Raw genomic sequence first — 21,698 nt, 5'->3', positions numbered from 1 at the left:
CCGTGGTTTCAAGGGCGGGCGACCGGCAAAAAAACTCGACACCCTTCGGATTCTGGTGCAACGAGACTATCTACCCACCACCGCACGCTTCCGAAGCGCGCGGAGCCGTCTCCTGATGGCACGATCGCCACTGATGCGAGGTTATACCATGCCTGCCTATCGCTCCCGCACGACCACCCATGGCCGCAACATGGCCGGCGCCCGCGGCCTCTGGCGCGCGACGGGCATGAAGGACGGCGATTTCGGCAAGCCGATCATTGCGGTGGTGAATTCGTTCACGCAGTTCGTGCCAGGCCATGTCCATCTGAAGGATCTCGGCCAGCTCGTGGCGCGCGAGATCGAGCAGGCCGGCGGTGTCGCCAAGGAGTTCAACACGATCGCCGTCGATGACGGCATCGCGATGGGCCATGACGGCATGCTCTATTCGCTGCCTTCGCGCGAGATCATCGCCGACAGCGTCGAATACATGGTCAACGCCCATTGCGCCGACGCGATGGTCTGCATCTCCAACTGCGACAAGATCACGCCCGGCATGCTGATGGCGGCGCTGCGCCTCAACATCCCCGCGGTGTTCGTCTCAGGCGGTCCGATGGAGGCCGGCAAGGTCGTCATGCACGGCAAGAAGGTGGCGCTCGATCTTGTCGACGCCATGGTCGCGGCGGCCGACGAGCGCACCTCGGACGAGGATGTCGCGACGATCGAGCGCGCGGCCTGCCCGACCTGCGGCTCCTGCTCGGGCATGTTCACCGCGAATTCGATGAACTGCCTGACCGAGGCGCTCGGCCTGTCGCTGCCCGGCAACGGCTCGACGCTGGCCACCCACTCGGATCGCAGGCGCCTGTTCGTCGAGGCGGGGCACCTCATCGTCGACATCACTCGCCGCTACTATGAGCAGGACGACGAGAGCGTTCTGCCGCGTCAGGTCGCTTCCTTCGGCGCCTTCGAGAATGCCATGGCGCTCGATATCGCCATGGGCGGCTCGACCAACACGGTCCTGCACATCCTGGCGGCGGCGCATGAGGCCGAGATCGACTTCACGCTCGACGATATCGACCGTCTCTCGCGTCGCGTGCCCGTCATCTCCAAGGTCGCCCCGGCGAAGCAGGACGTCCATATGGAGGACGTTCACCGCGCCGGCGGTATCATGGCGATCCTTGGAGAGCTGGCCCGCGCCGGGCTCCTCAATACGGACCTCCCGACCGTGCACGCACGGACGCTCGGCGAGGCGATCCAGCGCTGGGACATCCGCCAGACCAACAGCGAGAGCGTGCGTGAATTCTTCCGAGCGGCGCCCGGTGGTGTGCCGACGCAGGTCGCGTTCAGCCAGTCCTCGCGCTGGGACGAGCTCGACCTCGATCGCGAGACCGGCGCGATCCGCGATGTCGAGAACGCCTTCTCCAAGGATGGGGGCCTGGCGGTGCTGAAGGGCAATCTCGCGCCGAACGGCGCCATCGTGAAGACGGCCGGCGTCGACGAATCGATCCTCAAATTCACTGGCCCCGCCGTGATCTTCGAGAGCCAGGACGACGCCGTGCACGGCATCCTGAACAAGAAGGTCAAGGAAGGCGACGTCGTCGTCATCCGCTACGAAGGCCCGAAGGGCGGACCCGGCATGCAGGAGATGCTCTATCCGACGAGCTATCTGAAGTCGCGCGGGCTCGGCAAGGCCTGCGCGCTGATCACCGATGGCCGCTTCTCCGGCGGCACGTCGGGGCTTTCCATCGGCCATGCAGCGCCGGAAGCAGCATCTGGTGGCGCCATCGCGCTGGTCGAGCCCGGCGACACCATCGAGATCGATATCCCCAACCGCACGATCCGGATCGTCATCTCCGATGCCGAGCTTGAGGCGCGCCGTGCGGCGATGAACGCCAAGGGCAAGGCAGGGTGGAAGCCGTCGGCACCGCGCAAGCGCAATGTCACCCCGGCGCTCCGCGCCTATGCCGCGATGGCCACGAGCGCTGACCGCGGCGCCGTCCGCGACGTGACGCAGGTCGAGTAGCAGCGGGAATTGTCACCAGCGACGGCGGGATTGTCCCGCCGTGGCGCTCGATTGGCCGGATGCCCGGCACGCCCTCATCCAGGAGTTCCGGCAGATGCCGTTCGGGTCGATCACCGTTCTCGCCTTTGCTGCCGTGGCAACCGCGTTCTCCGTCCTGCAGCTCGGGCTGGCGGCGACGCAGGGCTGGCTCTATGGCCGCCGGGGTGTGCTTTTCTATGCCGACCAGCCTTATGAGTTTCTGCTGACGGTCATTGTCGACGCTGCGGCGGCACTGTTCTTCGCCGCCGTGTTCATCGTGCTCTACCGGAAATACCGCGGCGTCAAAGCGCTCTAAGCGATCCTTCGCCTGCCGACAGCTCCCTGACTCGCCGCCGCTATTCCCCGACGATCTTGACCTTCTCGCCTACGGCGGGAAGTCCTGTGCCCGGCTTGATGTCATTCAGGATCAGGAAGAGATCCTCCGGCCGCTCGACACCTCGCATCTTGGCTGCCATCGAGGCGATCGTATCGCCGGGTTGCACCGTCACGACGCGAATGCGCAGCGGCTGAAGCGCGGCGGCCTCCTGCGGCGTCAGGCGCCGGAAACTGGCGACGGTTGCATCGGCGGCCCTTTCGAGGCCCGGCGTGTCGCTCTCATTGGCAAAGATGAAGCGATAGGTTGCGCTGTCGCCGACGCGGATGACGGCGATGCGAAACACCCACCCCTTGGCTTCGGCGCGGGCGGACGCCGCCTCGAGCCCGTTGACCGTGAAGGTCTTGATCGTCGTCGTGTCGAGGCCGTTGACCCAGCCGGACGCGATATAGGCGGAGAGCGATGAGCCGGCCGGCAAATTGGCGCCATCGAAGCGCAGCGCCGTTCCGTCGGGTCCGGTCGCAAGCACCGCATCGCTGGTATTGTCGAGCACGAAGCCATCGGGAACGGTAAAGCCGACGCCGAGGCTCGGATGCATGAAGGTCTTGCCGCGCACGAAGCCCTGCGACGGGTCATCGCCATAGACGATGCCATTGATCCCGGCGAGGTAGCGGTCGCGATCGACCTCGCCGATCCCGGGCGCGCCGAACTGCCGCGCGGCACGGATCGCGAGCTCGACCCGCTGCGGCGTTGCCGGATGGCTGGCGAGGAAGTCGGGCCGCTTGTCCTGCACGGTGCCGGCCGACTTGTAGGCGGAATAGCGCCCCATGAGATCGAGGAAGCGCGCGGCAGCGAAAGGATCGTATCCGGCCTTGCCGATGGTACGCACGCCGATTGCGTCGGCCTCGAGCTCCTGCTGCTGCGAGAAGGCGGCGAGCGTGCGCTGGCTGGAAGCGAGTGCCACCTTGCCGGCATCGCCGTCCTGCAACACGTCGGTAACGACGCGGCTGACGATGACGGCGGCCTGCGCCTTGTTCTGGCGCTGCATGGCGTGATTGGCGGTGACGTGGCCCATCTCGTGCGCGATCACCGCTGCGACTTCCGAAGAATCATTGGCAAGCGCCAGCAGGCCGCGCGTCACATAGAGATAACCGCCCGGCAGCGCGAAAGCGTTGACCGAGGGGCTGTTGAGGATCGTGATGCGGTAGGACTGCGAGGGATCATCCGAAGCAGCGACGGCGCGGCCGACGATGCGGGCCAGCGTCTGTTCCAGCTTGTCGTCATGATAGACGCCGCCGTAGCTCGCGACGATGCGCGGATGCTGCTCGGCGCCGATGCGGGCCTGCTCGGGATCGACAGGCGGCTGCGTCGGCGCTCCGGCGACTGTCGGCGGCGGGCCGTAAGTGCCCTCCAGCGAGGCCGTGGTGCAACCGGCGAGCAAAATCGCGGCAAGAAGCGCTGCCGCGATCCCGGGCCGCCGCCTGGCCGTCCCGGAGATGTTGCCGCCTACAGCGCTATCATTCGCCATCAATCACCGTCGTCCAACAGTTCAAGCTGCGCGGGATTGGTCACCCGGAGGCTCGGTCCGTCATGTCGTTCGATCCAGCCGCGCAGCCGGACCTGACGGCCCTTGAGCGACACCGGCGCCCGTCCGAGCGCCGCAAGCGCCTCGCCCGCGGGCTCGACCACCACCGCCGTAAAATCTGTTCGCCAGTCCCTGCCGAAATCGAGATAGGCGACCCTGCCGCGGACGCCGACGGAAACAACGCGCCCTTCCACCAGATCGTAAGCGTCAGCCCGATCGACAAGGGCCGGGTCGCGCGCCGCGCGGATGGCGTAATACGGATCGGCCCAAAGGCCAAGCCGCTTTTCGCGAGCCTCACGTTCAGTTGCGAACAACGGGGACAGGCAGTCTGAGGCCTCATCTCCCGGCATCACGCGCGCGAGACCCTCGGCGAGGAGGGCTTCGGCCAGCGATCCGGCTGCCCCCTCCGCGGTCACGACCGCGACGGCGCGGCCATAGCGATCACGATCTGCGCCTGGGAACTCGAGTGCAACATCCTTGCCGAGCGCAAGCCGTACGAGCGCTTCGCGCGAGGCTGCGGCAAGTGGCCAGGCCGGCGGCGTCGCCGCGAGCGGCGGCTCGGGCGCGGCGATCCCGGCGAGGCGGACGACAAGGCCGTCGTCCAGCCGCAGCGTGGCGCCATCGATCACCGCGGCAACTGTTCCGCCGTCGCCTGGCTGAAGGATGCACTCTGCTCTCGCGAGAGCCGGCGCTGCCATCGGAGCGAAGGACAGCACCAGCATCAGTCTGACTGTGCCGGGCCGCCAGGCCAGCCATTTCGTGGGGAAAGAAGTTTCGCCCATAAGTGTCAGTTTTGCACGGCGCGACCGCGCGCTGAACCCGCGATGGCGCTTTCGCAGCCAGTGTCGCCGCCGCGTCGCAACGCTGCAACACCTGCCGAAGAGACCGTTTTCGTGGTCATGATGGCATGATTTCCTGTCGGGCGATCAGTCGGCGGGGGTGCACGCGGCGCAACGTCTATGCTAGAGGGACGATCTCCGCGTCCCGGTAGCTCAGCAGGATAGAGCAACGGTTTCCTAAACCGTAGGTCAGGGGTTCGAATCCCTTCCGGGACGCCATTTCCCACTCCGGCCGATCGCATGCGGTTGCTACTTGCCGCCGGGGACTGGCGTATCGCGGCGGGCGTCGCTGCGACCCTTTGCAAGGCTGACACGCTGTTGCCTGTGTTCAGCCTTCGAGGAAGCGACCGAGCGGATTGAGCGGCTTGACGCCGTCGCAGACGATCTTGGCGATGGCCAGCATGGGCACGGCGAGGATCGCGCCGGGGACGCCCCACATCCAGAACCAGAAGATCAGCGAGATGATCACCAGCACCGGATTGAGCGTGAAGCGCCGAGCGAGCAGCATCGGCGTGACGCTCTCTCCTTCGATGAGATGGATCAGCAGATAGAGCCCAGCCGGAAGCAACGCCTGCAAGAGCGGATCGATGGTCAGGAGGCCCGCCATCAGGAACAGCGCCACACCAGCTGCAGGTCCCATGATCGGGACATAGTTCAAGGCGAAGGCGATGGCACCCCATAGAAGCGGGTCGCCGAGGCCGCAGAGATACATCGCGACGCCGGTCGCGACGCCGACCAGCGCGTTCATGACGGTGATGGTGATCAGATAGGCCGAGACATTGTCTTCGATCTGCTGCGACATCTCAACGACGCGGCGCTTGTCGCGGAAATTCGGCACGATCTCGACAAGGCGGCGCAGGAACGTGTCGCCGGAGATCAGCAGGAAATAGAGGACGAGCAACGTCTCGAAGAAGCCGGACGCGAAATGCTGTGTACCCTTCATCAGGGTGGCGGAGAGCGAAGGCCCATCGCTCGAAGACGCGTTGCCGTCGAACTGGCTGAGGAAGGTCTGCAGCGTGTGCAGCGGGCGCGCGAGGAATTTCAGCCGTTCCTCCAGTCTCGCCATGCCCTCAGGTAGCTTGCCGGCCCAGTCGGCGGCCGGTCCTGACATCGCGGCGCCGAGCGCAACGATCACGGCAAAGACGCCGATGATCAAAAGCAGCGCAGCGATGCTGCGCGGAATGCGCACCCGATCAAAGGCGCGCATGCCCGGCTGCAGCAGCATCTTGAGAACGAAGGCCAGAACGATCGGCAGGATGATCGCCGAAGCGAAATAACAAACGGCCATGACGGCGATGAATAGCATCACCGTCTGAAGGACGACTTTCGGATCGGAGGGCAGCGGGCCGTCGGGCGCCGTGAGGTCCGGCGACTCGATCGGACGTGTTTCCGTCGTCGGCACCTCGAACTTGACGATAGGGTCCGACATCGCTCTGCACCCGATGATTATCGCGGGGCCCCCGTGCCACGCGTCCGTAACAATGCGCCACCATGAGTTTCGATCCATCTGCGCTCGGCGGCGTTTGGTTCTGTGCTAAAGGCAAGGAAAAGCGGGAAAAAACCTGTCCTTCATGTAACGATCCGGGTCTTGCGGACGAACAGGCCTTCGGAAGCATTTGATGATCGATCGCGAAGAGGCATGGGCGTCCCTCATGCGTAGCGCCCTTGCCGGTGACCAAGCCGCCTATGAGAGCCTTTTGCGCGAGCTTGCGCCGGCGCTTCGCGCATCTGTGCGGAGACGCCTTGCCGGCATGGGCCAGTCGGTCGACGCATGTGAGGACATCGTGCAGGAGACGTTGCTGGCGATTCACCTGAAGCGACACACTTGGCGGACGAGCGACCCGTTCGGGCCGTGGCTGTTCACGGTGGCGCGCAACAAGCTGATCGATCATGTGCGCAAGCGTGGCCGGCGGATCGAGATACCGATCGAGGACTTCGCCGACATCCTGCCGGCCGCCGAAGAGCGGCCTGGAACCGATGCCGCGGACGTCGAGCGCCATCTCGCCGAACTGCCGACGAAGCAGCGCGCGGTCCTGCGGGCAGTGGCCGTCGAGGGTGCCTCCGTTGCCGAGGCGGCGCGGAAGCACGGAATGACGCCGGGTGCCGTGCGGGTCGCGCTGCATCGCGGCTTCGCGAGCCTTGCGTCCCGGCTGAGGGCACAGGATTGATGGCGAGGTTCAGGACATGAGGACGGACGATCTTATTCGCGGCCTCGCTGCCGACACTACGCGCGAAGCGAGCCCGGGTCGGGCCGTCACGATGCTGCTGCCGGCAGGGTTTGCCGTCGCCGGGCTGCTTTTCGTGCTGCTGCTTCGCGTCAGGGCGGACTTCCTGCCGATGCTGGCGACACCTTGGTTGCCGTTCAAATTCGCCTTGACGCTGAGCCTCGCTGTCGTCGCACTCGTGCTGCTGTTGCGGCTCGCGCGTCCTGGCATCAAGGCCGTCCCGGCGGTGATCGCACTTCTCGTCCCGGGCGGAATGATGGCGCTCGGTATCGCCGCCGTGCTCGGCGTGACGCCACCCGAAACCTGGATGCCGGGCCTCATCGGTCACAATGCCCGCTACTGCATGGTTCTCGTGCCGCTGATGGGCGCGCCGATCCTCGTGGCGCTGCTTCTAGCGATGCGCAAGGGCGCACCGACGCGCCCGGGCCTTGCCGGTGCTTGTGCCGGGCTTGCCGCGGGCGGCCTCGGGGCGGCGCTCTATGCGCTCCACTGCACCGACGATTCGCCGCTGTTCGTGCTGGTCTGGTATGGAATCGGCATCGCCGCGCTCACCCTAGCCGGCGCCCTGATAGGCCGCCGCGTCCTCGCCTGGTAGGCGATCAGGCGTCGATCTCGCCGGCGCGCGCCAGTGGATGATGGTCGGTCACGAGGCTGCGCAGGCGGTCCTCGAGGACATGGGTATAGATCTGCGTCGTCGAGATGTCGGCATGGCCGAGCAATTGCTGGACGATGCGGAGATCGGCGCCGTTCTGCAGCAGATGGCTGGCAAAGGCATGGCGGAGCACGTGGGGCGAGATGCGTTCCGGCTTGATGCCGGCGGCGCTTGCCAGCTCCTTCATTTCGCGCGCAAAGGCCTGACGGGTGAGCGTGCCGCTTTCGCTGATCGCCGGAAATAGCCAAGGACCTGCCGGCCGATCACCCTCGGCAGCACGGCGAAGTGCCATGAAGCGGGCGATCGCCTCGCGGGCGCGCGCCGTCAGCGGCACGACGCGCTCCTTGCCGCCCTTACCGCGGACCATCAGCATGCGAAGGTCGGGTCGTGCGGCCGAAGCCGGTAGCGCCACCAGTTCGGAAACACGAAGACCCGACGCGTAAAGCGTTTCGAGCAAGGCGACGAGACGTGCAGCCTTCAGGGCCGCTGCAGGGGTTTCCGCCCGGCCGATCGCTGCCTCGGCGGTCTCGAGCAGCCGGTCGACCTCGGCCTCCGACATGATCTTCGGCAGCGCGGGCTTGCGCTTCGGGCCGGCGATGATGCCCGAAGGGTCGTCTTTACGGATGCCTTCGGCAAACAGGAATCGATGCAACTGGCGGATAGCCGAGAGCCGGCGCGCCGCCGACGAAGCGGCAAAGCCGCGCGCTTCCAGTTCGGCGAGATAGGCGCGCAACTGGGCCGCGTCGGCGCTGCGGACATTGGACCTGCGGCGCGCGAGGAAGCCCGCATAGTCCTCGATGTCGCGGCGATAGGAGGAGAGCGTGTTGGGTGAGGCCCCGCGCTCGGCGCTCATCATTTCCAGGAAGGATTCGAGATCGCTCAGGAAGGCGGGCGGCGCTGGCGATTCGCGGTCCATGATCAGTCTTTCAACAGCTTGTCGGTCGGGATGCGGATGGTGATTTCCCGCTGCTTCGGCTCGACGAAGGTCGCTAGGGCATAGACGGCACCGAAGGCAGCGAGGCCCAGCACGATCAGGACCATGATGAAACGCGACAGCGTCGGCATGCGGGCTCTGTCCCGGCGCGGGGTTCCAGTCTGATATCCTGCTTATGGCACGCTGCGCGCCGCTGGCAAGCACCATGGCGCGCACGGCCGGCCTCGCTTGACAGCACGCGTCCGCTGCGGCTCTACCTCTTTTGTCCGTATTGGCGGAGGCGGCGGGCAGGGATGCAACAGGACGCGATACGAAGCGAGGATGCGGCGAGATCGGTCGCTGAGCTGGTCGAACGGCTCGGCGGGCGAGCGATCGTCCTTGTCGGCCTGATGGGCGCCGGCAAGACCTCGGTCGGCAAGCGTATCGCCGCGCGGCTGCAGCTGCCTTTCGTTGACGCCGATGCCGAAATCGAGAAGGCGGCCGCCGCCACCATTCCCGAGATCTTCGCCAAGCATGGCGAGGCCTATTTCCGTGACGGCGAGCGGCGCGTGATCCGACGGTTGCTCGACAAGCGGGCGAAGGTGCTGGCGACCGGCGGCGGGGCGTTCATGAGCCCGGAGACGCGGGCGGCGATCGCAGTTGGCGCCGTCTCGATCTGGCTACGCGCCGATCTCGATATCCTGATGGCGCGCGTGCGCAAGCGCTCCAACCGGCCGCTGCTCCATACCGAGGATCCCGAAGCGACGATGCGACGGCTGATGGATGAGCGCTATCCCGTCTACGCGACCGCCGATATCCATGTCGTCTCCCGCGACGTGCCACATGAAATCGTTGCCGAGGAGACCCTGTCGGCCCTTGCCGGCTTCCTGGCGGGCGGCTCTCCCAGCGCCGAAGACGTATCCGAAAGGCCTCCGACGTGACAACATTATCCCCGCCGCTCGTCGAACCGATCCGCGTCGGCGTCGCACTCAGCGACCGTTCCTATGACATCCTGATCGGTCGTGGCCTCATCGCCTCGGCCGGCGCCGAAATCGCCCGCCGGCTGCCACGTGTTCGCGCTGCCATTGTCAGCGACCGGAACGTCGGCGGGCTCTACAGCGCCGATCTTTCCCGCGTGCTTAACGCGGCCGGCATCGGCTCCGTCGCTGTCGAGGTTGAGCCCGGCGAGGGCACCAAGAATTTCGCCAATCTCGAACATGTCGTCCGCGCGGTTCTCGCCGCGCGGCTGGAGCGCGGCGATGTCGTCATCGCGCTTGGCGGCGGCGTCGTCGGCGATCTCGCCGGCTTTGCCGCGGCGATCGTGCGGCGCGGCATGCGCTTCGTGCAATTGCCGACCTCGCTGCTCGCGCAGGTCGACAGCTCCGTCGGCGGCAAGACCGGCATCAATACGCCGGAAGGCAAAAATCTCGTCGGCGCCTTCCACCAGCCGAGCCTCGTCATCGCGGACACGGGCGTGCTCGATACGCTGCCGCCGCGCGAACTCAGGGCCGGCTATGCCGAAGTGGCGAAATACGGGCTGATCGACGATCCGGGCTTCTTCGCCTGGTTGGAGGCGAACTGGCGCGGCGTCTTTTCCGGCGGGCCAGAGCGCGAGCATGCGGTGGCGACGAGTTGCCGGGCCAAGGCGCGCGTCGTTGCGGCGGACGAACACGAGACTGGCGAACGGGCGCTGCTCAATCTCGGCCACACTTTCGGCCATGCGCTCGAGGCGGCGACCGGTTATTCGCAGCGCCTCGTGCATGGCGAAGGCGTCGCGATCGGCATGGTGCTGGCGCATCGCTTCTCGGCGCGGATGAACCTTGCCTCGCCCGACGACGCGGCGCGGGTCACAGCGCATCTGGCCGGAGTCGGACTGCCCACCGAACTGGCTGACATTGAAGGTACGCTGCCCGATGCCGACGGCTTGATGGCGCTGATCGCGCAGGACAAGAAGGTCTCGCGCGGTACGCTGACCTTCATCCTGACACATGGCGTCGGCAAGGCTTTCATCGCGAAGGACGTGCCCCCGGCCGCCGTCCGGGATTTCCTCGCCGACAGCCTTTGAGCGGGAGCGGCGATGCTCGACATATTGAGCCTCTTTTTCGGCAACCGGATCGATATCCCCGGCCATATCGGCTTTCTGCTGATGGCGGTGTCGCTGTTCCTGACGAATATCCTCTGGCTGCGCGTCTTCCTGATCCTCTCCTTCGCCTTCCTGATCGTCTATTTCGCGCTGACCCCGACGCCGCTCTATACCGGCATCGCCTGGATGAGCCTGTTCATCGCGATCAATCTCTATCGCCTGAAGGCGCTTCTGGCCGCGCGGCGGATCGTCGACGCGGTCCCTGGCGGCGCGCTGCTGCGTGACAGCCTTGCCGATCTCGACGACGAGGAACTGTCTCGGCTGGTCGAATTCGGCGAACTGGTCGATCTTGACGATGGTTCCGTGCTGATCAACACGGGCGAGGCCGTCCGTGCGATCTATCTCGTTGCCGCGGGCAAGGCGCAGGTCGAGCTTGGCGGCAGGATAGCAGCCCGGCTCGGGCGCGGCGCGTTCATCGGCGAGGTTGCCTTCCTGGCCGACGCGCCGTCGACGGCGACGATCCGCGCGGCGGGGCCGCTTCAGGTGATCGCGCTCGACACCGAGCAACTCCGACTGGCCGGCCAGGCGGATCCGCGCATCTCTGCCGGGATCTATCACGCGATGGGCAGGGCGCTGGCGAAGAAGCTGCTGGCCGCGGGTCGTCAGAAGACGCGCGCCTAGCGGCTGGTCATTCGGCCGCCGCGGCTTCGATGGCGAGCGCGTGCACGCCGGCGGCGAGCTCGTCGGCGAGCAGGGCGTTGATTGTCCGGTGCATCTCGATCCGGCTCTTGCCGCGAAAGGCCTCGGCGGCGATCTTGACCCGGTAATGCGTCTCTCCACCCGGCCGTGCGCCATGATGGCCCTTGTGCAAATGCGACTCGTCGATCACATCTAGACGTGCCGGCTGCAGGGCTTCCGTGAGCACCTTGGCGATCCGGTCCCTGGTATCCATCGCTCTCTCCCGTTCACCCCATTCCAAACATCGCCTTGTTCGGGCGATGGGTGGCTAGCATAATCAGCCGATGAAGCTCGATTCAAAAATCTTCGACCGCATCCGCATCAAGCCGGATGGCGACGCGATGCTGAAGGAGTCGACCACCCAGTGCAGCTGGGCGGGTTGCGACCGGCCGGGCACGCACAAGGCACCGAAGGGGCGGAACCGCGAAGGCGAGTATCACCACTTCTGCATCGATCACGTCCGTCTCTACAACAAGTCGTACAACTACTTTTCCGGCATGGGCGACGACGCGATCGCCGCCTATCAGAAGGATTCGCTGACGGGGCATCGCCCGACCTGGACCATGGGCGTCAACAGCGCCGGCGAGAAGCGCGAGAATGTCCGCCGCACTGCGGCGAGCGACTGGACCGGCGGCATCCGCGATCCGTTCGACATGTTCGAGCGCGGGTTCAAGCCGCCGCCTGAGGAGACGCCGAAGCGCCATCTGAAGACGCTGGAGCGCAAGGCGTTCGACACGCTCGATCTCGAAGGCGGCGAAGCAGCCGAAGCGATCAAGGCGCGCTACAAGCAATTGGTGAAGCTCTATCACCCGGATGCCAATGGCGGCGATCGCGGTTCCGAAGACCGCCTTCGCGAAATCATCCAGGCTTACAACTTCCTCAAGGCCGCCGGCTTCTGCTAGAACGAAAAACGGCCTCTCCTGGCCATCTTCAATCCCGGTCCCTTCCGACGCGAAACCGACCGAAAGCGTCCCTTGGACGCGACGGAGCCAACATGACTGATACCACGAGCGACCGCACGGCCCTTCCGGACACCGAGGTGTCGGTCAAGGAGACGTTCGGCTTCGAGAGCGATCTCATCGTTCCCGCTTATTCGGCGGCGAACGAGCATGTCCCGGATGCGGATCCGGACTATCTGTTCGACCGCGTCACCACCCTTGCGATCCTCGCGGGCTTCGCGCGCAACCGCCGCGTGATGGTGACCGGCTATCACGGCACGGGCAAATCGACGCATATCGAGCAGGTCGCCGCCCGCCTCAACTGGCCGTGCATCCGCGTCAACCTCGACAGCCATATCAGCCGTATCGACCTCATCGGCAAGGACGCGATCGTCATCAAGGACGGCCTGCAGGTCACCGAGTTCCGCGACGGCATCCTGCCTTGGGCCTATCAGCACAATGTCGCGCTGGTGTTCGACGAATATGACGCCGGGCGGCCCGACGTGATGTTCGTGATCCAGCGCGTGCTCGAATCCTCGGGCCGGTTGACGCTGCTCGACCAGAACCGTGTCATCCGTCCGCATCCGGCATTCCGCCTGTTCGCCACCGCCAATACGGTCGGCCTCGGCGATACGTCGGGCCTCTATCACGGCACGCAGCAGATCAACCAGGCGCAGATGGACCGCTGGTCGATCGTGACCACGCTGAACTATCTGCCGCATGACAACGAGGTCGGCATCGTCCTTTCGAAAGCCAAGCATTTTGCCGACGCCAAGGGCCGCGCGCTGGTCGGTCGCATGGTCCGCCTCGCCGACATGACCCGCTCCGCCTTCGTCAATGGCGATCTCTCCACTGTGATGAGCCCGCGCACGGTCATCACCTGGGCCGAGAATGCCGAGATCTTCGGCGATATTGCCTTCGCCTTCCGCGTCACGTTCCTCAACAAATGCGACGAGCTTGAGCGGTCGCTGGTGGCCGAATTCTACCAGCGGGCGTTCGGCGAGGAACTGACCGAGTCGGCGGCCAACGTCGTTCTGTCCTGATGCGGCGCGCGCAATGAGCGGCTCCAACAGTGATCCGAAGCCAAAGCCGGGCGAAGCGGCGATCGAGCCGCTGAAGCGCGCGGTGGCCGGCTGCGTGCGCGCGATCTCCGGCAAGGCCGATCTCGAAGTCACCTTCTCCAATGACCGGCCGGTGCTGACGGGCCTTCGGGCGCGGCTGCCCGAGCCCGGACGCAAGCCGACGGCGCAAGAGATCGCGGTGACGCGCGGGCTCGGCGATTCGATGGCGCTTCGCCTCGCCTGCCATGACCAAGCGCTGCACCGGTCCGTCGCGCCCGAGGGCAAGAATGCCCGCGCGGTGTTCGATGCGGTCGAGCAGGCCCGCGTCGAAGCGATCGGCGCGCGGCGGATGGATGGCGTTGCCGGCAATCTCGCCGCGATGCTGGAGGACCGCTATCACCGCGGCAATTTCCAGGACATCACCGAACGCGCCGAGGCGCCGCTCGAGGATGCCGTGTCGCTGCTCGTGCGCGAGAAGCTGACGGGGCTGCCGCCTCCCGAATCAAGCCGCCGGATCGTCGATCTCTGGCGTGACTGGATCGAAGACAAGGCCGGCGACGGCTTTGCACGGCTGGAAACGACCGTCGGCGACCAGCGTCGCTTCGCCTCCGCAGTCCGCTCGCTGCTCGCCTCGCTCGAAATGGGCGATGAACTCGGCGAGGGCGACGACGACGACAATGAGGAGAACGGCGAAGCATCCGAGGATTCGGGCGCTGAGCAGGAAAGCGGCTCGGACCAGTCCGAGCAGGCCGAAAGCGAGGCTTCGGAAGATTCCGAGGCGAGCGGCGAGGAAACCGACGCCGGCGAGACCGAGACGACCGAGACAGGCGCCGAGGACGAGAGCGAAGGCGACGAGAGCGAGGATGCGCGCGATGCCGGCGAGGAACGCCGGCCTGAGCCGCCCCAACTCCGAGCCACGCCGACGACCGACTACAAGGCGTTCACGGTTCGCTTTGACGAAACGATCAAGGCCGAGGACCTCTGCGATTCCGCCGAGCTCGATCGGCTGCGTGGTTTCCTCGACAAGCAGCTTGCCAATCTGCAGGGCGCGGTCGGTCGGCTTGCCAACCGGCTGCAGCGCCGGCTGATGGCGCAGCAGAACCGCTCCTGGGATTTCGACCGCGAAGAAGGCATCCTCGATCCGGCGCGGCTTCACCGCGTCGTCACCGATCCGATGCAGCCGCTATCCTTCAAGATTGAGAAGGACACGGATTTCCGCGACACCGTGGTGACGCTGCTGATCGACAATTCAGGCTCGATGCGCGGCCGGCCGATCACCGTGGCCGCGACCTGCGCGGATATCCTGGCGCGGACGCTGGAGCGTTGCGGCGTCAAGGTGGAAATCCTCGGCTTTACGACGCGGGCCTGGAAGGGCGGACAGTCGCGCGAGGCGTGGCTGCAGGCCGGCAAGCCCGCGGCGCCGGGCCGGCTCAATGACCTTCGCCACATCATCTACAAGGCGGCTGACGCGCCCTGGCGGCGTGCGCGGCGCAATCTCGGGCTGATGATGCGCGAGGGCCTGCTGAAGGAGAACATCGACGGCGAGGCGCTGGATTGGGCGCATCAGCGGCTGCTGGTGCGGACGGAGCAGCGCAAGATCCTGATGATGATCTCGGATGGCGCGCCGGTCGACGATTCAACGCTTTCGGTCAATACCGGCAATTATCTTGAGCGGCATCTGCGCTTCGTCATCGACGAGATCGAGAACCGCTCGCCGGTCGAACTGATCGCCATCGGCATCGGTCATGACGTCACGCGTTACTACAAGCGCGCCGTTACCATCGTCGATGCCGAGGAACTTGCCGGCGCGATGACCGAAAAGCTCGCCGAATTGTTCGACGAGAAGACGCTCGCAGCCGCGCCCCAGATGCGGCGGAGGCGCGCCGGGTGAGGCGTGCCGTCCTGTCGCTATTCTTGGCGGCGGTGTTGCCGATTGCCGCTACCGGTGCGGCGAGCCAGACCAAGCCTGGCATGGCGCCGATCGACGTCCATGTCGAACCGATCGCGTCGTTCGGGCGCGTCAGTCCGGAGACGCAGTTCGGCGAGTTCGAATTTCGCGGTGGGCTCGTGCTTTCATCGCCAATGAAGGGCTTCGGCGGGCTTTCCGGGTTTGACGTTCGTCCCAATGGCACGGACTTCGTTGCTGTGTCCGACCGCGGCAAATGGTTTTCCGGCCGCCTAGTGCGCAACGCCGGCCGTCTGACCGGCATCGAGGCGACGCGGTGGGGGCCGATGCGCGACATCCGCGGGCGCCCGCTGACGCGCCGCGTTCGCTCTGATGCGGAATCGGTGCGCCTCGCGTCTTCCGGCAATGGCGCTTACGTGACGTTCGAGCAGAGCAACGACCTGAAATTCTACGCCTTCACCCGCGACCCCGCGCTCGCGCGGGCGGAGATCGTGGCGGTGCCGCGCGCGGCGCGCGGGCTGGTCGCCAATCAGGGTCTGGAAACGGTCGCGGTGGCGCCGCTGGGTGGACCACTCGCCGGTTCCCCCGTGTTGGTCACGGAGCGCTCGCTGGACGCGGACGGCAATCATCGCGCCTTCATCGTCAGCGGCAAGCAGGCCGGCGCCTTCTCTATTGTCCGCAGCGACGACTATGACGTGACAGACGGCGCCTTCATGCCGAATGGCGATCTATTGCTGCTGGAGCGCAAAGTCTCGGCACTGCCAATTGGCGTCAATATGCGGCTACGTCGTATCGCGGGCGATGCCATCCGCCCGGGTGCCGTGCTTGACGGGCCCGTGGCGCTCGAAGCCGCGATGTCCGAGCAGATCGACAATATGGAAGGCTTGGCCGTTTCGACTGATCCCGATGGCAAGACCCGGGTGACGATCGTCTCGGATGACAATCTCAATCCCCTCCAGCGGACGCTGCTGCTCGAATTCGTCTGGACCGGCCCAGCCGTCGCCGTGGCCGAGTGAACCAGTAGCTGAAATGAAAAGGCCGCCCTGAGGCGGCCTTTTCCAAATCTTCGATCCGCTGCCGATCAGGCGGCAGCAGCTTCCGTTGCAGCCGTCTTCTTAGCGATCTGGCGCTTCAGAAGCTGTGCCTTGGCCGAAAGCTCGCTGACGTCAGCCTTGGCGAGGAAGGCGTCAAGGCCGCCACGATGCTCGACCGAGCGCAGGCCATAGGCGCTGACGCGCAGCTTGAAGCTCTGGCCAAGCGCGTCGCTGATCAGCGTCACGTTGACGAGGTTCGGCAGATAGCGGCGACGGCTCTTGTTGTTGGCATGGCTGACGGTATTGCCGGTCATCACCGCCTTGCCGGTCAATTCGCAGACACGGGACATAACAAAGATCCTTCTCTTCCGCCGCGCGCGCCGGCCTCGGCAGTCATCACGGCCATATTCTGGATAAGTGGCGCATCTCATAGTCACCGCAGCCCGGCACGTCAAGCGCGGCCTCGCTGCTTGCGCGAGCTGAAGGTCATGCAGAACGCAAAATGACGATGTCGAGACTGAAGCTAACACTTTAGTCAGAAACGACCCGCATCATGGTTAACGAAATCATGAGATCAGCGAACGGCCGCGATGGCGCGCACGGTCCGGATGAGGAGTAACCCCATGATCCCGAGCCGGATGTTCCGGATGCTGCGACCCGCAGTGATGCTGGTGGCGCTGGCCGGCAGCTTTCCAGCCGCGGCGCGGGCGCCGACGGCGCTGCCACGCAGCGGCCAGGTCGAGGCGAGCTATACGATGGGCCTCAACGGCATCACGATCGGCCGCTTCAAGTTGGACGCAACTGTCGAGCGCAGCCGCTACACGATGACGATCCGCGGCACCACCAGCGGCATCAGCCGTCTGGTCTCCGACGGCACCGGACTTCTCAAGAGCAGTGGCCAGATCGCGGGCACGACCGTCCTGCCGAACGACTACTATCTCGACACAACGGAGAGCGGCCAGACCTCAAGCGTCGTCAATATGCGCATGCGCTCGGGCACGATCGTCTCGGTGGCCGCGCTGCCGCCGCTGCCGATCAAGGCTGACCGGGTGCCGCTGCTGCCGCAACACAAGCACAAGATCGTCGATCCGCTCTCCGCGATGATTGCGCCGCTCTACAAGGGCGATATGGCGCGTGCCTGCAATCGGACCATCCCTGTCTTCGATGGTTGGCAGCGCTTCGATATCCGCCTGTTCTACAAGTCGACGGCCGAGGTGAAGGGCGAGAACGGCTCCTATTCCGGCACCGTCTATGTCTGCGGTGCGCGTTATGTGCCGGTTGCCGGGCATCGGCCGAGCCGCGAGGAAGTGAAGTTCATGGAGGCCAACACCAATCTCGAGGTCTGGCTGGCGCCGGCAGAGGACATCGGACTGATGCTTCCCTACCGGATGCAGATCGGCACGGAAGCAGGCGTTCTGACCATCCATGCTTCGCGGTTCGCCAGCACCGGCCGGGATGAGCGGGCAGCCGCCGCCAATTGAGTTCGGCCCGGTCTGACATTGCCGCCAGTGGCATCACGGAGCCGGGATGCTCAGCTCCATCGATGTCGATCGAAGGAGCATGATCTATTAGGTAGCTCCCGGATATTGAGCCGATGAAACTCGATTAAGACGTGGTCCGTGCCACGGTGGGACAAGTTCGCGGAATTTGCGTCAAATCTTAACGACACAATCGAAACCGGTGACGAGCGTAGAAAGGCTAGAGCGCCGCTCTTGTGCCCGGCTGTCGCGCTGGCACCAGATCTGGGTGAAACGTAACGCGAACACCCGGTTCCATCCGATTCGTCCATCCTCCGTTCTTGGTTCGACGCGAAGATTAAGGCCGATGGCTCGAATGCGAGTCCCGATCTTCAAGTCTCGTTAATGATCACCTGAGGCGCGCCTCCAGGCCCATTTTTCGGCGCCGCGTGAAGGCGCCGGTGGATCGAGCGCGCTCGCACACCATATAGTCTGCAGAACAGAAGGGGACAGCGTGCGAGTCAGCGATTCGGGCTGGCTTTGTTCGCAGGACGTTCCCATTTCGGGTCTCGGCGTGCTTTGCAAAGGTGTGCCTGCCCGCAAGATCCGCCGAGGTGAGACAACCCACGCGATGACGGATTCTAACAGACCGCCCGGTGCTGGCGCAGGAGCCGGTGGCCGTGGCGTGACGGCCGTGCTCGGGCCCACCAATACCGGCAAGACGCATTTCGCCATCGAGAGGATGCTCGCTCATTCGAGCGGCGTTATCGGGCTGCCGTTGCGTCTTCTGGCACGCGAAGTGTATGGCCGCGTTGCCGCGCGGGTTGGCACAGAGGCCGTCGCGTTGATCACCGGCGAAGAGAAGATCATCCCGGCCCATCCGCGCTACCGGGTCTGTACCGTCGAGGCGCTGCCATCGCAGACCGACGCGTCCTTCCTTGCAATCGACGAGATCCAGCTGGCCGGGGATCTTGAGCGCGGGCATGTCTTCACCGATCGCATCCTCAATCTCCGCGGTCGGGACGAGACGCTGCTGCTCGGCGCGGGGACGATGCGCGGCATCATCGAGAAGCTGTTGCCCGGCGTCACGATCATCACGCGGCCGCGCATGTCGATGCTGACTTATGCCGGCTCGAAGAAGATTACGCGACTGCCGCGCCGCTCCGCGATCGTCGCCTTCTCATCGGATGAGGTCTATGCGGTTGCCGAACTGATCCGCAGGCAGCGCGGCGGCGCGGCGGTGGTGCTCGGCTCCCTCTCGCCGCGCACGCGCAACGCTCAGGTCGAGCTGTTCCAGTCCGGCGATGTCGAATTCCTCGTTGCCACCGATGCGATCGGCATGGGGCTTAATCTCGACGTCGACCATGTCGCCTTCGCGCAGGAGCGCAAATTCGACGGCTATCAGTATCGCCGCCTTTCTGCGTCCGAGTTTGGCCAGATCGCCGGCCGGGCCGGCCGCCACACGCGCGACGGCACATTCGGCGTCACCGGACAGGTCGATCCACTCGACGACGATTTGGTCGAGGCGCTGGAGAATCATCATTTTCAATCGGTGCGGACGTTGCAGTGGCGCAACCGAACCCTCGACTTCCGGTCGCTGGAAACGCTGCGGGCGAGCCTCGATCGCGCGCCTGGAATAGAGGGCCTGTCGAAGGCGCCACCTTCTGTCGATGTCACGGTTCTCGATCGCGTCGGCCGCGATCCCGAGGTGAAGGACCTCGCGACATCGCGCGAACGGGTGCAACTCCTTTGGGATATTTGCCAGATTCCCGACTATCGCCGCATCGCCCCGGCCAATCATGCCGAGCTTGTCAGCGAGATCTTCCGTTTCGTCGCACGCGACGGGGCTATTGCGGAGGATTGGTTTGACCGGCAATGTGCGTTCGCGGACCGGACTGATGGTGACATCGATACGCTCGCCAATCGCATCGCGCATATCCGAACTTGGACCTTCGCGGCGAACCGTTCAAACTGGCTTCGTGATCCTCGCCATTGGCAGGAGCGCACGCGCGCGATAGAGGATCGTCTTTCCGACGCGCTCCACGAGAGGCTGACCCAGCGTTTCGTCGATCGGCGCACCAGCGTTCTCATGAAGCGGCTAAGAGAAAACGCGATGCTCGAAGCAGAAATCACAACCTCCGGCGACGTGCTGGTCGAGGGACAGCATGTCGGCAGCCTGCAGGGTTTCCGCTTCACGCCTGACCCAAAGGCCGATGGACCGGATGCCAAGGCGATTGCAGCTGTGGCTCATAAGGCGCTGGCAGGCGAACTTGACCGGCGAGCCGAAAAGCTCGGCCGGGCGCCCAATCCCGAACTCGTGCTCTCCGTCGATGGCACGCTGCGCTGGCTTGGCGCTCCGATCGCCAAGATCGTGTCGACGGATGATGCGCTGAAGCCGCGCCTCGTCCTGCTTGCCGATGACGGGCTGACTGGCCCGGCCCGCGAGCGCGTTCAGGATCGTGTCGATCTCTGGCTGAAGAGCCATGTCGAGACATTGTTGAAGCCGCTGTTCGATCTGCTCGCCGGCGCAGAGCTGACGGCTGCCGCCCGCGGCATCGCCTTCCGCCTCGTCGAGGGGCAGGGCGTTCTCGACCGGTCCGAACTTGCCGATGAGCTCAAGGCACTCGACCAGGAATCGCGCGCCGGGCTTCGGAAACTCGGCGTTCGCTTCGGCGCTTATCATGTCTATGTGCCAGCGCTGTTGAAGCCGGCGCCGAGCGCGCTCAATGCACTGCTCTGGGCGCTCAAGAACCAGGGTCTCGATACGCCCGGTCTCGCCGAGCTGCCGCAGCTTTCGGCTTCGGGCCGCACGACCATCCTGGTCGACCCGACCTTCGCGCGGCCACTCTATCGGGTCGTCGGCTATCGCATCGCCGGCAACCGCGCCGTGCGTCTCGATATTCTTGAGCGGCTGGCCGATATCATCCGCCCGCTGATCGCCTGGAAGCCGACCTCCGACAATCTCGTTCCGCCGGAAGGCGCGGTCGACGGCAATGGCTTCACCGTGACCGTGTCGATGATGTCGCTGCTCGGCTGCTCGGGCGAGGATTTCGCCGGCGTGCTGAAGTCGCTCGGCTATCGTCTCGACCGTCGGCCCGCTCCGCCGAAGCCGGCGGCGGCTGCATCAGAGGCTGCGCCCGCCACAGCTGTGGCCGAGGCGGCTTCCGACGGCACTGATGCCCAGGAAAGCCCCGTAGAGACCGATGCCGCGCCCGTGAGCGACGAACCCGTCGTCGCGGAGGGGACTGAACCGGTCGAAGTCGTTGCGGCAGAGCTGGAAACGGCTGACCCGGTTGATGTCGAGGCCGCTGGCGAGGGCGAGGCTGTGGCGTCGGACGCTGTTGCCGAAGCCGAGCCGGTCGCCGAAACGGACGATGCATCGGGTGCCATCGCGGCCGAAACCGAGGCCGTGACCGAGGCCGTCACGGTTGCCGAGTCGGCGGCGCCGGCTGAACCCGAGATGATCGAAATTTGGCGTCCCGGACGGTTTGATCGCCGGCCCCCGCGCGAGCAGGGTGAGCGCCGTGGCGGCGGGCGCCATCGCGGTGAGCCGCAGGCTGGTGCAGAGGAAGCGCCAGCGGAGACGCGCGAGGGGCGTCGTCATGGGCGTCCGCAGCAGGATCGTCCGGGTCAGGGTCGCCCGCCTCAGGGCGGCGACGCCAAGCCTGGGCGCCGCGACGAGCGTGGTCCACGTCCCGATCGTCCGGCGCCGCGGCCGCATGATCGGCCGGCGCATGCCGATGGCGAGCGTCCCGATCGTCGTCATCAGGATCGACCCGACCAGCGCAAGCATGGCGGGGCGCCGCAGCCGCGCCGCGAGGAGCCGCGCCGTGAACGGCCGATCGATCCCAACTCGCCCTTCGCCGCATTGGCCGCCCTGAAGGCCGATCTTGAGGCGAAGAAGCGCGGCAGCTGA

Annotated in this window: 20 protein-coding genes and 1 tRNA gene; 14 read left to right on the top strand and 7 right to left on the bottom strand. The window is 65.5% G+C overall.

Annotation, left to right across the window (positions count from 1 at the left end; all coding sequences use genetic code 11):
* Window positions 1–148 precede the first annotated feature (148 nt).
* Together ilvD and BUB39_RS10185 are read left to right on the top strand one after the other, a co-directional pair.
* Window positions 149–1,999 carry a dihydroxy-acid dehydratase gene (gene ilvD / locus BUB39_RS10190; protein WP_073053043.1) on the top strand — a complete coding sequence of 617 codons (1,851 nt, stop codon included), beginning with the start codon at window positions 149–151 and terminating at the stop codon, window positions 1,997–1,999.
* Window positions 2,000–2,039: 40 nt separating this feature from the next.
* The gene (locus tag BUB39_RS10185; RefSeq protein WP_073053042.1) at window positions 2,040–2,333 is read left to right on the top strand and encodes a hypothetical protein; all 294 of its coding nucleotides are present in this window, start codon (window positions 2,040–2,042) and stop codon (window positions 2,331–2,333) included.
* 40 nt (window positions 2,334–2,373) lie between these two features.
* Here the strand turns inward: BUB39_RS10185 and BUB39_RS10180 are convergent, their stop codons facing one another.
* A complete protein-coding gene (locus tag BUB39_RS10180) occupies window positions 2,374–3,879 on the bottom strand; it encodes a M48 family metalloprotease (RefSeq protein ID WP_084527222.1) in 1,506 nt (501 codons plus the stop codon).
* Window positions 3,879–4,565, bottom strand: a complete 687-nt coding sequence (locus BUB39_RS10175) for a thermonuclease family protein (RefSeq protein WP_210187060.1) — start codon at window positions 4,563–4,565, stop codon at window positions 3,879–3,881. Before BUB39_RS10175 ends, BUB39_RS10180 begins: the two co-directional genes overlap by 1 nt.
* A 352-nt stretch (window positions 4,566–4,917) precedes the next feature.
* Between BUB39_RS10175 and BUB39_RS10170 the strand changes: the two genes are divergently transcribed.
* A tRNA-Arg gene (locus tag BUB39_RS10170) sits at window positions 4,918–4,994 on the top strand.
* Between the two features lie 109 nt (window positions 4,995–5,103).
* On the opposite strand, the gene BUB39_RS10165 is transcribed toward BUB39_RS10170, so the two are convergent.
* Window positions 5,104–6,204 (bottom strand): AI-2E family transporter, encoded by a 1,101-nt coding sequence (locus BUB39_RS10165; protein ID WP_073053040.1) that lies wholly within the window; start codon window positions 6,202–6,204, stop codon window positions 5,104–5,106.
* 190 nt (window positions 6,205–6,394) lie between these two features.
* Between BUB39_RS10165 and BUB39_RS10160 the strand changes: the two genes are divergently transcribed.
* Together BUB39_RS10160 and BUB39_RS10155 are read left to right on the top strand one after the other, a co-directional pair.
* Window positions 6,395–6,943, top strand: coding sequence for a sigma-70 family RNA polymerase sigma factor (locus BUB39_RS10160; protein WP_073053039.1), 549 nt, complete (start codon window positions 6,395–6,397; stop codon window positions 6,941–6,943).
* A 16-nt stretch (window positions 6,944–6,959) separates the two neighbouring features.
* On the top strand, window positions 6,960–7,595 hold the full coding sequence (locus tag BUB39_RS10155) for an NrsF family protein (RefSeq protein ID WP_073053038.1): 636 nt from the start codon (window positions 6,960–6,962) through the stop codon (window positions 7,593–7,595).
* Between the two features lie 4 nt (window positions 7,596–7,599).
* Here BUB39_RS10155 and xerD read toward each other — a convergent pair whose 3' ends face one another.
* Both xerD and BUB39_RS25465 read right to left on the bottom strand, forming a co-directional pair.
* Complete coding sequence (gene xerD / locus BUB39_RS10150; RefSeq protein ID WP_073053037.1) at window positions 7,600–8,568, bottom strand: site-specific tyrosine recombinase XerD; 969 nt, start codon at window positions 8,566–8,568, stop codon at window positions 7,600–7,602.
* Between the two features lie 2 nt (window positions 8,569–8,570).
* The gene (locus BUB39_RS25465) at window positions 8,571–8,717 is read right to left on the bottom strand and encodes a hypothetical protein (RefSeq protein ID WP_175561820.1); all 147 of its coding nucleotides are present in this window, start codon (window positions 8,715–8,717) and stop codon (window positions 8,571–8,573) included.
* Between the two features lie 162 nt (window positions 8,718–8,879).
* On the opposite strand from BUB39_RS25465, the gene BUB39_RS10145 reads away from it, so the two are divergent.
* From BUB39_RS10145 to BUB39_RS10135, 3 genes are read left to right on the top strand one after another with little or no spacing between them, the layout of a single operon-like run.
* Window positions 8,880–9,506 carry a shikimate kinase gene (locus tag BUB39_RS10145; protein ID WP_073053036.1) on the top strand — a complete coding sequence of 209 codons (627 nt, stop codon included), beginning with the start codon at window positions 8,880–8,882 and terminating at the stop codon, window positions 9,504–9,506.
* Window positions 9,503–10,630: a 3-dehydroquinate synthase gene (gene aroB / locus BUB39_RS10140; protein ID WP_073053035.1), complete on the top strand. Its 1,128-nt coding sequence runs from the start codon at window positions 9,503–9,505 to the stop codon at window positions 10,628–10,630. Before BUB39_RS10145 ends, aroB begins: the two co-directional genes overlap by 4 nt.
* Window positions 10,631–10,642: 12 nt before the next feature.
* Window positions 10,643–11,329 (top strand): cyclic nucleotide-binding domain-containing protein, encoded by a 687-nt coding sequence (locus tag BUB39_RS10135; RefSeq protein ID WP_073053034.1) that lies wholly within the window; start codon window positions 10,643–10,645, stop codon window positions 11,327–11,329.
* Between the two features lie 7 nt (window positions 11,330–11,336).
* Here BUB39_RS10135 and BUB39_RS10130 read toward each other — a convergent pair whose 3' ends face one another.
* Complete coding sequence (locus tag BUB39_RS10130; protein ID WP_073053033.1) at window positions 11,337–11,600, bottom strand: BolA family protein; 264 nt, start codon at window positions 11,598–11,600, stop codon at window positions 11,337–11,339.
* 70 nt (window positions 11,601–11,670) lie between these two features.
* Here BUB39_RS10130 and BUB39_RS10125 point away from each other — a divergent pair, with 70 nt between their 5' ends.
* The 4 genes from BUB39_RS10125 (at window position 11,671) to BUB39_RS10110 (ending at window position 16,307) form a co-directional block, all read left to right on the top strand.
* Complete coding sequence (locus BUB39_RS10125) at window positions 11,671–12,288, top strand: J domain-containing protein (RefSeq protein WP_073053032.1); 618 nt, start codon at window positions 11,671–11,673, stop codon at window positions 12,286–12,288.
* 92 nt (window positions 12,289–12,380) lie between these two features.
* A complete protein-coding gene (cobS, locus tag BUB39_RS10120) occupies window positions 12,381–13,367 on the top strand; it encodes a cobaltochelatase subunit CobS (protein ID WP_073053031.1) in 987 nt (328 codons plus the stop codon).
* A gap of 13 nt (window positions 13,368–13,380) precedes the next feature.
* Window positions 13,381–15,276, top strand: a complete 1,896-nt coding sequence (gene cobT / locus BUB39_RS10115; RefSeq protein WP_073053030.1) for a cobaltochelatase subunit CobT — start codon at window positions 13,381–13,383, stop codon at window positions 15,274–15,276.
* Window positions 15,273–16,307 (top strand): esterase-like activity of phytase family protein, encoded by a 1,035-nt coding sequence (locus tag BUB39_RS10110; protein ID WP_084527219.1) that lies wholly within the window; start codon window positions 15,273–15,275, stop codon window positions 16,305–16,307. The genes cobT and BUB39_RS10110 overlap by 4 nt, the downstream gene beginning before the upstream one ends.
* A gap of 65 nt (window positions 16,308–16,372) precedes the next feature.
* Here the strand turns inward: BUB39_RS10110 and rpmB are convergent, their stop codons facing one another.
* On the bottom strand, window positions 16,373–16,675 hold the full coding sequence (gene rpmB / locus BUB39_RS10105) for a 50S ribosomal protein L28 (RefSeq protein ID WP_073053029.1): 303 nt from the start codon (window positions 16,673–16,675) through the stop codon (window positions 16,373–16,375).
* Between the two features lie 273 nt (window positions 16,676–16,948).
* Here rpmB and BUB39_RS10100 point away from each other — a divergent pair, with 273 nt between their 5' ends.
* Both BUB39_RS10100 and BUB39_RS10095 read left to right on the top strand, forming a co-directional pair.
* Window positions 16,949–17,806 (top strand): DUF3108 domain-containing protein, encoded by an 858-nt coding sequence (locus BUB39_RS10100; RefSeq protein WP_073053028.1) that lies wholly within the window; start codon window positions 16,949–16,951, stop codon window positions 17,804–17,806.
* 607 nt (window positions 17,807–18,413) lie between these two features.
* Window positions 18,414–21,698, top strand: a complete 3,285-nt coding sequence (locus BUB39_RS10095; RefSeq protein WP_073053027.1) for a helicase-related protein — start codon at window positions 18,414–18,416, stop codon at window positions 21,696–21,698.

The organism is Kaistia soli DSM 19436 (assembly GCF_900129325.1).
Classification (GTDB): Bacteria; Pseudomonadota; Alphaproteobacteria; order Rhizobiales; family Kaistiaceae; genus Kaistia; species Kaistia soli.
Note: the sequence above shows the minus strand (reverse complement) of the source record. Positions and strands in the feature narration are given on the sequence as shown.